The organism is Burkholderia sp. APQ4-4ca, from assembly GCF_057837105.1.
Genome location: NZ_JBYQCG010000082.1, coordinates 1 through 13,633, shown reverse-complemented (window position 1 = coordinate 13,633; position 13,633 = coordinate 1). Strand labels below are relative to the sequence as shown.

The window sequence follows — 13,633 nt, the reverse complement described above, 5'->3', positions numbered from 1 at the left end:
GGCTCGCCTGCACGTACGCGCCCGGCGTCACCTGCGAGATGCCGACGCGCCCGCTGATCGGCGACACGACGTCCGTATAGCCGAGGTTGATCTGCGCGGTATCGACCGCCGCCTTGCCGGCCGCGACGTCCGCCGCGGCCTGCCCTTGCGTGGCGACCGCGTTGTCGTAGTCCTGCTTGCTGACCGCGTTCGCGGCGACCAGCACCTTGTAGCGCGCGACCAGCGCGTTCTGCGTGACGAGGTTCGCCTGCGCCTTCGCGAGCGTCGCCTTCGCGCTGTTCAGCGCCGCGACGTACGGCGCCGGATCGATCTTGTAGAGGCGCTGACCGGCCTTCACGTCGGTGCCTTCGGTGAATTCACGGCGCAGCACGATGCCGTCGACCCGTGCGCGCACTTGCGCGACGAGGAATGCACTGGTGCGGCCCGGCAGGTCGGTGAAGACCGGTACGGCTTGCGGCTGGACGGTGACGACGCCGACTTCCGGCGTTTGCGGCGGCGGCGCCGATTCTTTTTTCCCGCACGCGGCCAGGAAAACGGCAGCCGTTGCGACAGTGATTAAGCGGTATGGAACCCGTTCGACGCGCATGGAGCGACCTCTCACAATTAGACGACCTTCAATGGGAATCACCAGATCTCCTCATGGTCCTGACGCGCGGCGAACCTGCAGCTTCCAGTTCGCCGCGGATGCGGACACGTGTTGCGGATGTGCGTTGCACCCTGCGGAGCGTTCGTTCGCCGAACTGCTTCCGAAAAAAGAACGGCGAGCCCGCGGCCCTGGCGGGCGCGCGTTGCCGCGGGTTCGGCCAGACTGCTAGCGCGCGGGCCGGAATGCGGCGCCGACGAATTCGATGAACGCACGCGCGGCGGCCGGCAGACGTGCGGCACGTGCATGCGCGAGTTTCAGCGTGACCGGCGCGAGCGGATTGAGCGGGGCCACGCGCACCAGCGTGCCGGCCGCCAGATCGGCATCGACGAGATACGCGGGCAGCACCGCCGCACCCATGCCGGCCACGGCCAGCCGCCGCGCCATCTCGAGATGGCCGACGCCCGTATTGCCGGCCGCCGCGCCGGATCGAATCCCGGCCGCGGGGTCATCGTCGGCCGCACGCAACTCCAGCCGCACGGTCGCGATGTCCGGCCAATCGCCGGACGCAGCCGCGCCGCCGTGCGCGGCGACGTAAGCCGGCGCCGCGACGCGCACGGATTCGTAGGCGGCCAGCGTATGCAACGCGTGCGCGCCGGACACCGGCATGCCGTCGGTCAGGAACGCGACGTCGATGTCCTCGCTAGTCAGGTCGACGTGGGCATCGGTCAGCGTCACGGTCGGCCGCACGTCTGGAAACCGGTGCACGAAACGATCGAGCAGCGCGCTCAGTTGGCTGAGCCCGAACGCGACCGGCGCGGCCACGCGCAATACGCCTTCCGGCTTGCTGCCCATCGCGACGAAACGGCCGTCGATCTCGTCGATCGCACCGAGAATCCGCTCGACGCGCGCGAGATACAGCTCGCCGATTTCCGTCAGCGACTGGTGGCTCGTGCTGCGTTGAAGCAGGCGCGCACCGAGGCGCGTTTCGAGCGCATCGACCAGCCGGCTCGCCATCGCCGTCGACACGCGCAGCCGCGTCGCCGCCCGGCGAAACCCGCCTTCCCTTGCCACCGTCACGAATGCCCGAATCGATTGAAGTTGGTCCATTTGTCCGGATTTCCCTGCGCGGACGACTGCCCGTCTACCTGCACCCGACGCCGCGTCACAGCCGGCCCGCATCGGCCTGACCAATGCGGCGGCCCCGACACCGGCTCAGCCGGGTCGGTCGGGACGTTCGCAACGCGCAAGGCGCCTTGCAACGGACGCAAACCGGCCTCGGTAAGCCCGATGCACGATCGTTCAATAGCAGTCCTGAGTCTTTCCCGGCGATTCGCGGCGGCAACGCACGCGGCAAGGCCGGCGGCGGCCGCGCGTCACGCGGGCGGGGTTGCCCGCATCATCCGGGCACGCCGAATCGCATTTCCTTCAGCAGGTGCAATGGTAGGGAAACCGCCGGCAAATGGCTTGCCCGATCCTGCGATTGTTTTGCCTTAATTTCCGAATTTGTGCGCCGCACACCATGCGACGACAGGCGACGCGGCCGCCGACCATGCAGGTCCGGATGATCGGGCTAATTTCGGACAGGTTTAGGCAATCCCGCGCACGCAACTGGCCGTACGATGTGACCGCCGTGCCTGCGCGCCGGCAGCGAACCGCAGCGCGCGCATTGCATCGCCCACTCCGCCAACCGCTCACGCAACATGGAAATCGACGCCCGAACGCCGCCGCAACCGCGCCACCCACCGGATCATGATGCTCGATCGGCGGCCCGATCGCCGGCTGCCCGGCTCGCGGCGCTGATCGCTGCGTACGCGCCGCACGACGGCATGTTCGACCTTCCGCTGCGCGGCATGCGCGTCGCGCGCGCGTCCGCGCCGCCGCCGCAGTGGAGCCACGGCGTGCACCACGCGTGCCTGAGCATCGTCGGGCAAGGCGCGAAGTCGATGCGGGTGGGCGAGGATACCTACACGATCGACGAATCGCGGATGCTGGTCGCCACGGCCGACCTTCCCGTGACCGGACGCGTGACGCGAGCGAACCCGGCCGAGCCGTTCCTTTACGCGCAGCTCGAACTCGATCCGCACCGCATCGCGGCGCTCACGCCCGTCGTCTTTCCGCGCGGGCTGCCGAAAGCCGTCGACTCCCGCGCACTCGACACGCTCGATACGACGCCCGAAATCGTCGACGCCGTCGCGCGGCTGATGCAACTGATCGCACAACCGGACGACCTCGACCTGCTCGCACCGCTGATCGTCGACGAAATCCTCATCCGGCTGCTGCGCGGCCCGTCGGGTGCGCGCGTCGCGCAGATCGGCGACGCCGATTCGACGACCCAGCGTATCTCGCGCGCCGTCGCCTGGATTCGCGACCACTATCTCGATCCGATGGCGGTCGACGCGCTCGCGCGCCAGGTGGAGATGAGCCCGTCGACCTTCCACCATCACTTCCGTGCGGTCACGTCGATGAGTCCGTTGCAATGCCAGAAGGTGCTGCGGCTCCAGGAGGCGCGCCGCCTGATGTGCCTGTCGGCGATGGATGCGCGGCAGGCGTGCCGCAGTGTCGGCTATGTAAGCGCGTCGCAATTCAGCCGCGAATATGCACGGCTGTTCGGCGATGCGCCGGGCCGCGACGTCGCGAGGCTGCGCGGCGAAGCGGTGCCGCTGTCGCGCGTCGCACCATGAACGGGTATCGCATGAAAACGCTTTCGTAAGGACGTGCCGATGGCCGGGCATCGCTGTCCGGACCGCTCCGCGCCCATGCATTCGTCGCCTGCCTTCAACTCATTACTGCGAATTAATTTAAATTGAACCGGAAGACAGGGCTCGGCACTCACGCATCGATCATGCGTGAATCAGGAATGACGGGACACGCAGCAAGCGTTCAACGCAGCCTCGTCGGCGGCCAGCATCTCCGGCACGCATTCCCGCAGGAAATCGACGAACGTGCGGATCTTCGCATCGAGATACTGACGCGACGCATATAACGTATAGGCCGTCAGCTTCTGCAACCGGTAATCGGGCAGCACGCGCACCAGCGCGCCGCTCGCGAGCGCGGGCAGCGCAGCCGACATCGGCAGCGAGCCGATCCCGAGCCCCGCGCGCAGCGCGGTGCCGAGCGCATCGGCGATATTCACCTGGAAATCCGGCGTCGGCAATTCGACCGTTTCGCGGCCGTTCGGGCCGTCGAGATGCCAGCGGTCGCGCGGAAACAGCGGCGTGACGAGCCGCAGGCACGCATGCCCGGCGAGATCGCTCACCGTGCGTGGCGTGCCGCGCGCCTTCAGATAGTCCGGCGACGCGCACAGCACGCTGCCCACGTCGCCGAGCCGCTGCGACACCAGCCCGGAATCGGGCAGCTCCGTCGTGCTCAACTGCAGCGACACGTCGTAGCCTTCGTCGATGATGTCGGGCACGTGCTGCGACAGCGTCAGCTCGACCGCGACCGACGGATAGCGTTCGCGGTAACGCACGACCGCGGGCATCACGTAGGACTGGCCGAAACTCGTCGTCGCGTGAACGTGCAGCCGTCCGGACGGTTTCGCCTGTGCATCGGCCGCCTCGGCTTCCGCTTCGTCGATATAGCCGAGGATGCGCTGGCAGCGGTCGAGATACCGTTGCCCGGCATCGGTCAGCGCGATGCGGCGCGTGCTGCGGTTGAGCAGGCGCGTGCGCAGATGCGTTTCGAGTTGCGAAACCGAACGCGACGCATAGGCCGTCGTGATGTCCAGACGCTGGGCCGCGCTCGTGAAGCTGCCCTCTTCCGCGACCCGGACGAAAATGCGCATCATCTGTAACGTGTCCATCGACCTGCCCCCGGGGATTGTGACGTCGCGCCGCCGTGCGGCCGGGGGCCGGCAGCACCGGCACACGCCGGTCTGGCGCGAATTGTGCGGAACAGTACAGCAGCGTTGCAGGCGTGTCCAGTTCGCCGTATACGGCACGATCCGTGCTGCCGAATCGTGCCGCGGAGCCGCTCGCCGCGCCGCATCCGGGCCGGGCGGGCCTGCGTATCGAAGGTGCCCACGGGCCAACCGCGGCAGTCGGCAAAACTACCCGCCGACCATGATCTCGCTTTCGATCGACGCGCTGCGCATCTCGCGCATTACGCGGCGGCCGCCACGTCGAACGGATTGCGCAACACGATCGTGTCGTCGCGCTCCGCGCCGGTCGTGATCATCGAAACCGGCGCGCCCGCCACGGCTTCGATACGCGCGATGAAGTCCTGCGCGGCCCGCGGTAGCGCCGCGCGCTCGCGCACGCCCTTCACCGAGCCTTGCCAGCCTTCGAACCGTTCGTAAACCGGCTTCGCGCGCGACTGCGCATCGAGGCTCGCGGGCAAATGGTCGACGCGCGCGCCGTCGAATTCGTAACCGACGCACAGCCCGATCGACTCGAAACCATCGAACACGTCGAGCTTGGTAAGCGCCAGCGAATCGATGCCCGAGATTCTGACCGCCTGACGCAGTTGCGCGGCATCGAGCCATCCGCAGCGTCGCGGCCGCCCCGTGTTGACGCCGAACTCCTGTCCGCGCGCACGCAGCATTTCGCCGGTCGCGTCGATCAGCTCGGTGAGGAACGGTCCGCCGCCGACCCGCGTCGCATACGCCTTCGTCACACCCAGCACGTGGCCGAGCTTCGTTGCACCGAGCCCGGTGCCGGCCGCCGCGGCCGATGCCACGGTGCCCGACGACGTGACGAACGGATAGGTGCCCCAGTCGATGTCCAGCATCACGGCCTGAGAGCCCTCGAACACAATACGTTCGCCGCGATCGGTCGCGTCGTTGAGATCGGCCCAGACCGGACGCAGGAACGGCAGGATCTTCGGTGCAAGCGCGACGAGTGTCGCCAGCATCGCGTCGCGATCGTATTCGTCGAGCCCGAGGCCTCGGAACCACGCGTTGTGATGGTCGACGAGCACGTCGAGCTTGGCCGCGAGCCCGCCCGGCTCCGCGAGATCGCCGACACGCAGCCCGCGACGCCCGACCTTGTCCTCGTAGGCCGGCCCGATCCCGCGCAGCGTGGTGCCGATGGGTTCGCGACGCAAACGCTCCTGCGCCTCATCGATCGCACGGTGAATCGGCAGCACCAGCGTCGCGTTCTCGGCGATCGACAGGTTCGCCGGCGTTACCGACAGCCCGAGCGCGGCCATCCGCCCGATTTCCGCGAGCAGCGCTTCGGGATCGAGCGCCACGCCGTTGCCGATCACGCCGCGCTTGCCGCGCACGATGCCGCTCGGCAGCAGAGCCAGCTTGTACGTGTGGCCGCCGACGACCAGCGTGTGGCCCGCGTTGTGACCGCCGTTGTAGCGTGCGACGAGATCGGCCTGCGCCGCCAGCCAGTCCACGACGCGCCCCTTGCCTTCGTCGCCCCATTGGGCGCCCACGACCACCACGTTCGACATGCTCCGTACTCCATGTGAGAAATTCAGACACTCGTTCGGCCCGGTTGGCCGTTTGTGTGCCATATTGGCGGAGCATGATCATCCGATCAAACGATTAAACCTGAACCGTCGTGTGAGTAAATGTCACGCGAAACGATGCAATGGCCCGACGACTCCCTCCGTTGAATTCGCTGCGCGCGTTCGAAGCCGCCGCGCGGCTCGGCAGCTTCACGCTGGCCGCCGACGAGCTGTGCGTGACGCACGGCGCGATCAGCCGGCACGTGCAGCAACTGGAAGCGTGGCTCGGGCGGCCGCTGTTCGAGCGCCACAACCGGCGCGTCGAACTGACCGCCGCGGGCCGCGCCTACCTCGCCGAGGTCGGTGCTTCGTTCGACCGGATCGCGCTTGCCACCGCGCAGCATTTCGGCCACGCGCAGCAGCGCGTGCTGCGCGTCAGCGCGCCCGCGACGTTTTCGTTGCGCTGGCTCGTCCCGAAACTGTCGTCGTTCCAGGTCGCGCATCCGGCCATCGAGGTGCGGCTGTCGACGTCGAACGAGCCGATCGATAAGCTGCGCGACAAGGTCGACCTGATCGTTCGCGGCGGCCCACAGGCCATCGACGGGTACGTCGCGGAGGAATTCCTGTCCGAAGTCCGGCTGCCGGTGTGTGCGCCGAAGTTGCTGGAGGGCCGGTCACTCGACACGCCTGCCGATCTCGCCGGCTTCACACTGCTGCACGCGGCAACCTATCCGGGCATGTGGCCGGAGTGGCTGGCGGCGGCCGGGCAGCCGAATCTCGTACCGCGGCATTCGCTCACGCTCGAGCATTTCTACCTGACGCTGCAAGGCGCGCTTGACGGGCTCGGCGTCGCGATGGGGCCGATCGCGCTCGTGGCCGACGACATCGCGGAAGGCCGCCTCGTGCAGCCGTTCAGCGAACCGGCACTGCCGCCGTGGCGCTACTTTACGTATGTGGCGTCCGCGCGCGCGGACGACGATGCCGTACGCGCGTTCAAGAACTGGCTGAAGGCAACGGGCAGCGCGACGGCGTCGGGCGGGCGGCGCTGACTGTCCCTGCCTGGGTGTCGTACATCTTCACGACATGCAGGATTCCAAATCGAATTGGAAAAACGTGGGGAATGAGTTTGCCTTCGTGCATCGCGCGACCGCGACGCATGCGGCAAGCCGTGGACGAACCGTGGCTTGCCGCCGGACGACGCTTACTGGCTTGCAGCGCCGGCCTTCTTCTCCGCGTTCTGCAGGTTTTGCGGATAGTTCGGATCATTGGCCGCCGGCTTGTAACCGGCGTCTTCGAGTTTCTTCAACTCGGCGGTGTTCTTCGCACGCGCAGCCTTGTGTTCGGCTTTGCGTTTGGCCCTGGCTGCCTTGCGCGCTTCGCTCTTCGCGGCCTTGGCGTCCTGTGCGGCCGGCGCGCTGGCGGTTTCCTGCGCAAACGCCGGCGCCGCCGAGCCAAACAGGAAAGCGGCTGCGGTAGCAGCCAGCGTGAGTTTTCTGATCTGGATTCGCATCGCTGAACTCTCTTTTTTGATGACTATCACGGTTTGAAAAACCATCGAGATACCGCCCCTGCCCTGACTGGTCGTCATGTCGCAGTCAGGACCTGAGCATCATAACCGTGTCGCAAAAATTATGGCGTCAACGTGCTGACGGAATTCGGGATACACGTATGGGAGACGACGCGGTCGGTGCGCTCGATGACGGCAACCGCTGTACTCGATGCGGTGCGACGCGCCGATGGGCGTTTCACTGGTGGTGATATCGATACGCTCATGCGCGACGTGAGGATCGTCGTGCTTTCACGATCACCGCAGCAGCAGTCGATCAGTGCGCAACGTCATCGTTCGATGCCGCTCGGGCGACGGTTTCTCCCATAAACGACCACGATTCGTTTCTTCGACGGTCAAGCCGATTACGTGGCGTCGTCGTGGCGTGCGGTGATCCATTCGGTACCGCTTGCCGCACTGTGGTGCGGAAGGTTGCCTCTGTGTGGAGACAAAGCGGGTTGTCGACCCGCAGGTCTGACGAAAAAGGCGGGGCTGCGCGAGCGGTGAAGACATCGGCCCGAGTGGCTGTACGAATGCGCTGAAGCCGCTCATGAGCGTGCTGCGCTCGTCGGTGGATATGTCCATCGCCAGGAGGCCTGTCCGTCAGTGCAACCGGCTTGCCGACCCTCAGGCGTCACACTGGGATGCCGGTCGTTTCTTGTTTGCTCCCATCGATGGTTCCTTATGTGGACGACGGTTGAGATCCACACAGCTTGCTTATACCTGTGCCCCGGCCCGGTCGGTGAGCTTTACGGGAATCCGGTCCTTCGGAAGGTGAGCATGTTCGGGAGCATCGAGGAATTCGATTGCGGTGAGTTTCGGCACGCACGACATCTTCACGTTGGCCCGTAACGATGCCCACGGACAGAGCATGACTTCGCTGGTGGTGTTCCAAAGGTAGAAAAACGGACGGGATGCGGGATGGAAAACAGCCGGGATCGGATTCCTTCGGGCACAGTCCACAGGCTAAATTTGGCGAGCGGCATCACAGGCAATCGACAAAACTTTGTCCGGAGACGAGGCCGCGCGAGTACAAAAAACCATTCGCGGGCAGTCCAGGATGATTTCGAACTGCTGTGGAGGATGCGACTGGATTCGCCCGGTTCGTCAGTCACAGGTTCAGAGGGTGTCACGAGGCGCGGTTTGGGGTCCCATAAACGGGAACCTCTCCGTCGAATCCGGGAATTTCCTCCCATAAGTTTCTACGTTTCATCATTTGTGAGTGGGCACTCACCTCTTCGGGAGGCCTTGTCAGACCTAGAGCCTTCTAGAGACGGTATGTCAAACAAGGCCAACTAGGCCTGTATCGAGGAATCTTGACGGTGGGATGTCCCACAGACGACTCCCATGGGTAGCGGTTTATGGGGTTCGTCTTTCTGTGCAAGCACACGTGTGTTTACATCTTTGGTAAACCACGTTTACTTCTTTAACTACTTTTAGACGGCTCACAGCCTTGTCTGGTAAGGCTTTGAGGGGTGTTCGGTACCCATTTATGGGAGCACAGGTGGAAGGGTTTGGGGCTTCAGGTCTGTGGATTTGGGAGTTGGGGTACCGTGTTGTGGGGAAACAGGGTTGTGGATATGGGGCGAACGTATCCGCTTATGGGAAAACGACCGTAAATCGCGGTGGGTAGTCGTCTATGGGAACACATGAAGGTCGCCTTTTATGGGGTGCTTTTCCTGGTTGATTGTCCGGAACATGCACAGCGATTTTCCTTGGGTAGCCAGTTATGGGGGATCTGGAAGGTACCTATTTGTGGGAGCCGGTCTTGACCAATTTGCTGCCATTCGCTCGAAGGCTCCGTGAAGATTTCCCATAGACAGGGCCGATGCCACGGACAGGTTACCTTCTATGGGGAAAACGAATGGTTGCCGTTTATGGGGGCGATTTACACCTTCAAGCCGGAGAGCGACGCTGTCGACCATGCGGACAGGTACCCGCCTATGGGAATCGACGAAGGTAGCAAGTTATGGGAGAAAACGGCGGCCGTGTTGCGAGGCACCACGAATCTTCCCCGCGATCTCGATTCCGCTCGTTTGCCCCCATGGATGGCTACCTTCGCGCGGCAAATCTTGTGCCGGGTTGCCCTGCCGGTCCAAGAAAGGTAGCAGCTTCTGGGATGTATTTTGATCAAAAGGTAGACGGATATGGGGCTCTGAATAAGTCGCCAAACGCGAATTTTTCCTTATTTCTCTGATAGTTGGATCAGATAGTGAAAGTGATGCTGGAGCAAGGGCGTTGCTCCGTCGCGCGAAAAGGTATAAAGTCCGCTCTCAATAAGGCAACCTTACCCGGACACCACGATGCCGCGCAAGCCAGCAAGCAAAGGCTCAGACAAACAGGTTTCGCTGTTTCAGACACCCGAGCCGCCCGACTTGCTGCGCAAGGCGGTTCAGGCGATTCATATCGCGCCGAAGTCGGGAAAGATCGGTCTGCAGCAGCGCAAGATGTTCAGCTCGCTGATCAAGAATGCGCTTCGGCAGGAGGCGTTCGAACCGGGCCGGACGAGCTTTTCGATCTCGATCGCATCGCTGTCGCACGAGAGCGGGCTCAACAGCAACAACACCAAGTACGTGAAGGATACGGTCAACTCGTTGATCAGTACCGTCGTCAACTGGGACTACCTGGCCGCGGACCGTTCGACGGTCTGGAAAGCGTCGGGTCTGCTCGCCGGCGCGGAACTCGAGCAATCGGTGCTGAAGTACAGCTTCTCCGACCAGATTCGCAGCGAATTGCTCAATCCCGAAATCTACGCGCTGATCGATATGCGGATCGCTCGCGAGTTCCGGCGATCGCACTCGCTCGCGCTGTGGGAAAACACGGTGCGCTACGAAGGGATCGGCATCACCGCGAAGATTCCGCTGCCGAAATTCCGTGACCTCATTCTCGGTCAGGACAAGGCATCGCAGTCCTACAAGGAATACAAGCTGTTCAAGAGCAAGGTCCTGGTGCCGTGCATTCAGGAGGTGAACGAAGTATCGGACCACACGCTCGAGCTGATCGAACACAAGTCCGGCCGCAGCGTGGAAGCCGTGCAGTTCAAGGTGACGCGCAAGCAGAGCACCGATACGGTCGAAGACGGTGACGTCAAGAACGAAGCGCTGGTCGAGGAGGTCGCGAAGTTCGGCATTCCGCGTTCGGAGGCGCGCCGGCTGATCACGCAATACGGCGTACAGCGCATCAAGGCGGCGATCGCCTATACGCTCAATCGGACCACGAAGAAAAATGCGGCGCCGGTCGACAACGTCGCCGCGTACTTCCGCAAGGCGCTGACGCACGGTTACACGCTGGCCGACGGCCAGGGAACCGAAGCGGCCGCACCGGCGAAGGAATCCGCGCAGAGCAAGCAGGAACAGATTCGCGACAAGTATCTGGCGGCGAAGGTCGAGGAAGCCGGCGCGTATTTCCGCGAACTGGAGATCGACGACCAGACCAAGCTGATCGAGCGTTACAACGAGACGGTGGCGGGTTCGAAGGACCTGACGCTGTCACCGAAGAGGAAGGCGAGCAAGCTCGCGCAGACCAGCTTCTTCCGATGGCTGGCGCTGGATACGTGGGGCGAGCCGACTTCGGACGACCTGCTCGAATTCCTGCTCAAAAGCAGTCTCGCAGGCAACTGAACGCGGCCTCGCCGTCGCACGCGCCGTGCGCCGGACCGTGTTGCGGTCCGGCTTCGCGACGCAGCGCGAAGGCGAGGCGTTTTTGCGGTGGCGCGTTACTTTGGCGTGGCCGCCGCCAGATCGGCGACGTATGCGTCGATGACGGTCTTGAGCTTGTCGGCAAGCGCTTCCTGGTGGGATGCGTCGACGCCCTTGAGCTGCAGATCCAGACGTCCGTCCGGATAAGTCTTCAACTGGCCGATCGCGCGCGATTCGAGCGCGAAGTCATGACGGACGCTATAGCGCGTGCGGCCGGCCTTCCTGGCGCCGTCGCTCTGCGTACGCAGAAAGTTCTCGAGATCGCGGACGGATTTTTTCCGATCGATCACGGCCGTCAGCAGCCGGTCGGCCGTCGGCTCGCCCAGACGTTCGAAGATCAGCTTGAGGAAGTACGCGGCCTGCAGACCGACCACGTCGTTCGCACTCGCCATCCGCTCCAGCAGCGTGTTCGGCAGCGCGTTCAGCGACAGCGTCTTGCTGATCGATGCCTTGTCCTTGCCGATTTTCTCCGCCAGCGTGTTCTGGTCGGCAAAGACTTTCTCGTCGAGGAGACGTTTCCACGCAACCGCATCGTCGAAGATCGTCTGGCGTTCGTGATCGTGGTTCGCCCGATACGCGATCGTATAGAGCTGCTCGGGCGTGTGATCCGTGCGGAACGTCGCATTGATCGTCTCGTCGCCGTTGATGCTCGTCGCACGCAGCCGGCGTTGGCCATCGATCACGACGAGCTTGCCGGGGAATTCGGGAAGCCGCGTGACCTTGATCGGCTCGATCTGCCCTTCCCGTTTCAACGTCAGTGCGAGCTCGTGCAGGCTCGACTCCGAGTAGAACACGCGCGGGTTGAACGGGTTCGGGATGCAGTCCTTGACCAGCACCTTCTGCGGCGCGCCCAGATCGGGCGTACCGGCGGGCGCGGTTGCGATCGGTGCGCTGGCGGGTGCCGCTTCGACGGCGGCAGTCGGTGCGACCGCCGGCTCGGGCAGCCGCGTTTCGAGCGCCGCGTTTTCCTGTGCGAGGCCGCGCAACAGGCCGGCTGCCAGATGCAGGTTGCCGGTCGGTTTCTTGTCTTTCGAGGTGTCCTTAGCCATGGGCGGCTCCGGTAGCGCGCGTCGACGCGATGTATTGGGCCATTTCCGTGACCAGCTTTTCGATTTCCGCGCGGGCTTCCTTCAGGCCCTTCAGGTATCGATTGTGGTGATGGATCGTGGTGCCGAGCGCGAACGTCTGACGATAGACCTCGCGTTGCGCGATCTGGCTGTCGAGCAGATGCTCCCCTATTTCTTCAGCCCGTAAAATTTTTAAAATTTCTTCACGCATTTTAGTTTTTCCATTAACGCTATTCAGCATTAATGCGGAAGAAAGTTGAGGATTTCGAACGGCTCGCATCGACTCGATCATGCGGATCATCGCGACCGTGCTGTACAGATCGGCTGGCGACGGCGAAAGCGGCACCAGGCAGAAGTCCGCCACTTCGAGGACGGAGGCAATACGCGGGTCTTCCAGGTTGCCGGGGCAGTCGACGACGATCACGTCGTAGTTCGCGTCCTGCTTCTTGATCTCACCGCCGATGCCGCGACCGGCAGGCGCCAGAGACAGGACTGTCATCGGAAGCGTGTTCTCGCCACTCGTGACCCACCGGACGGAGGTGCCTTGAGGATCGGCATCGATCAGTGCGACCTTGTTGCCGCCGGCTTCGAAGGCCGCTGCGATGTTGACGGAGATGGTTGTCTTTCCAGTACCACCTTTTTGATTACTGACGGCGATCTTGAAAGCCATTGAATTCCTCCAAGGAGTTTTGCGTAATATATGCAGTTATTCGTGGAATGTCCAGGTAAGTATTCAATACCGTCCATGTTTTATTGACCGTTGTGGTTGTTACGTGACAAATCGGCCGAATGGCCAGGCGGTGTTCGCAAATATCGATTCAATAAAAAATATCGATGCCGATCGCAAAAGAACGAAATGCGCAGGAATCTCGCCGTCTTTACTGTCTATAAGCCGTTGTGCAGAGAGTGGGCGTTTCGTCGGGCGTCGATCTGATTGGAAATTTGCTACGAGTTCATGTCGGTGATGGAATTGGTCGCGGGGGAAACAGATGGTTGTCACGTGACAAGTCGCTGAATCCCTCGATTTCTCTGGGGCATACGTCCGTGGGGAAATCTTCGATACGGTGCGTCTCGTATTTCCGCAAAAATCTCTTCGCTTCAATTACCAATGCATGCGGCGCGTGGCCATGTACGCCTTTCCGGCAGCGAGCGAGTTGTCACGTGACAAATGGATTCCGGCGCGCGCCACCTAGGGGGATTTAGCGATCATCAAGCGATGGTCATAGTTGATGCGCACTCGTGGTGTAGGCGGCATACCGCTGGGCGTAAAAACATCGCCCGTAGCTTCCCGTTCCCCGGCTCGTCGGTGAATCGCTAGGGAGTTGTCACGTGACAACAG

Annotated in this window: 10 protein-coding genes; 3 read left to right on the top strand and 7 right to left on the bottom strand. The window is 63.2% G+C overall.

The features are described 5' to 3' along the window. Positions 1 to 586 (bottom strand): efflux RND transporter periplasmic adaptor subunit (locus AC3IFE_RS10275; protein ID WP_489190439.1); only part of this gene is annotated, 586 nt, incomplete at its 3' end. Positions 587 to 811: 225 nt separating this feature from the next. After that, entirely contained in the window at positions 812 to 1,693 is an 882-nt protein-coding gene (locus tag AC3IFE_RS10270) for a LysR family transcriptional regulator (protein WP_489190438.1), read from the bottom strand. Positions 1,694 to 2,412: 719 nt separating this feature from the next. On the opposite strand from AC3IFE_RS10270, the gene AC3IFE_RS10265 reads away from it, so the two are divergent. Then, positions 2,413 to 3,267, top strand: a complete 855-nt coding sequence (locus AC3IFE_RS10265) for an AraC family transcriptional regulator (protein WP_301737215.1) — start codon at positions 2,413 to 2,415, stop codon at positions 3,265 to 3,267. A 170-nt stretch (positions 3,268 to 3,437) separates the two neighbouring features. Here AC3IFE_RS10265 and AC3IFE_RS10260 read toward each other — a convergent pair whose 3' ends face one another. Continuing rightward, positions 3,438 to 4,388, bottom strand: coding sequence for a LysR family transcriptional regulator (locus AC3IFE_RS10260; protein WP_301737214.1), 951 nt, complete (start codon positions 4,386 to 4,388; stop codon positions 3,438 to 3,440). Positions 4,389 to 4,687: 299 nt separating this feature from the next. Next, entirely contained in the window at positions 4,688 to 5,986 is a 1,299-nt protein-coding gene (locus AC3IFE_RS10255; protein WP_489190437.1) for an adenylosuccinate synthase, read from the bottom strand. 140 nt (positions 5,987 to 6,126) lie between these two features. Here AC3IFE_RS10255 and gcvA point away from each other — a divergent pair, with 140 nt between their 5' ends. Further along, positions 6,127 to 7,032 carry a transcriptional regulator GcvA gene (gene gcvA / locus AC3IFE_RS10250; RefSeq protein WP_089471657.1) on the top strand — a complete coding sequence of 302 codons (906 nt, stop codon included), beginning with the start codon at positions 6,127 to 6,129 and terminating at the stop codon, positions 7,030 to 7,032. A gap of 152 nt (positions 7,033 to 7,184) precedes the next feature. Here the strand turns inward: gcvA and AC3IFE_RS10245 are convergent, their stop codons facing one another. Then, complete coding sequence (locus tag AC3IFE_RS10245; protein ID WP_089471656.1) at positions 7,185 to 7,493, bottom strand: hypothetical protein; 309 nt, start codon at positions 7,491 to 7,493, stop codon at positions 7,185 to 7,187. 2,339 nt (positions 7,494 to 9,832) lie between these two features. On the opposite strand from AC3IFE_RS10245, the gene AC3IFE_RS10240 reads away from it, so the two are divergent. Then, positions 9,833 to 11,149, top strand: coding sequence for a replication initiation protein (locus tag AC3IFE_RS10240; RefSeq protein ID WP_489190436.1), 1,317 nt, complete (start codon positions 9,833 to 9,835; stop codon positions 11,147 to 11,149). A 95-nt stretch (positions 11,150 to 11,244) separates the two neighbouring features. On the opposite strand, the gene AC3IFE_RS10235 is transcribed toward AC3IFE_RS10240, so the two are convergent. Both AC3IFE_RS10235 and AC3IFE_RS10230 read right to left on the bottom strand, forming a co-directional pair. Then, positions 11,245 to 12,276 carry a ParB/RepB/Spo0J family partition protein gene (locus AC3IFE_RS10235; RefSeq protein WP_489190435.1) on the bottom strand — a complete coding sequence of 344 codons (1,032 nt, stop codon included), beginning with the start codon at positions 12,274 to 12,276 and terminating at the stop codon, positions 11,245 to 11,247. Beyond that, complete coding sequence (locus AC3IFE_RS10230; protein ID WP_069619693.1) at positions 12,269 to 12,964, bottom strand: ParA family protein; 696 nt, start codon at positions 12,962 to 12,964, stop codon at positions 12,269 to 12,271. Before AC3IFE_RS10230 ends, AC3IFE_RS10235 begins: the two co-directional genes overlap by 8 nt. Positions 12,965 to 13,633: the final 669 nt, after the last annotated feature.

Coding starts and splice junctions, on each gene's coding strand:
- AC3IFE_RS10235 (WP_489190435.1), bottom strand. CDS start 12,276: ATGGCTAAGGACACCTCGAAAGACAAGAAACCGACCGGCAACCTGCAT.
- AC3IFE_RS10240 (WP_489190436.1), top strand. CDS start 9,833: ATGCCGCGCAAGCCAGCAAGCAAAGGCTCAGACAAACAGGTTTCGCTG.
- AC3IFE_RS10230 (WP_069619693.1), bottom strand. CDS start 12,964: ATGGCTTTCAAGATCGCCGTCAGTAATCAAAAAGGTGGTACTGGAAAG.
- AC3IFE_RS10270 (WP_489190438.1), bottom strand. CDS start 1,693: ATGGACCAACTTCAATCGATTCGGGCATTCGTGACGGTGGCAAGGGAA.
- AC3IFE_RS10265 (WP_301737215.1), top strand. CDS start 2,413: ATGTTCGACCTTCCGCTGCGCGGCATGCGCGTCGCGCGCGCGTCCGCG.
- AC3IFE_RS10255 (WP_489190437.1), bottom strand. CDS start 5,986: ATGTCGAACGTGGTGGTCGTGGGCGCCCAATGGGGCGACGAAGGCAAG.
- AC3IFE_RS10260 (WP_301737214.1), bottom strand. CDS start 4,388: ATGGACACGTTACAGATGATGCGCATTTTCGTCCGGGTCGCGGAAGAG.
- AC3IFE_RS10245 (WP_089471656.1), bottom strand. CDS start 7,493: ATGCGAATCCAGATCAGAAAACTCACGCTGGCTGCTACCGCAGCCGCT.
- gcvA (WP_089471657.1), top strand. CDS start 6,127: ATGGCCCGACGACTCCCTCCGTTGAATTCGCTGCGCGCGTTCGAAGCC.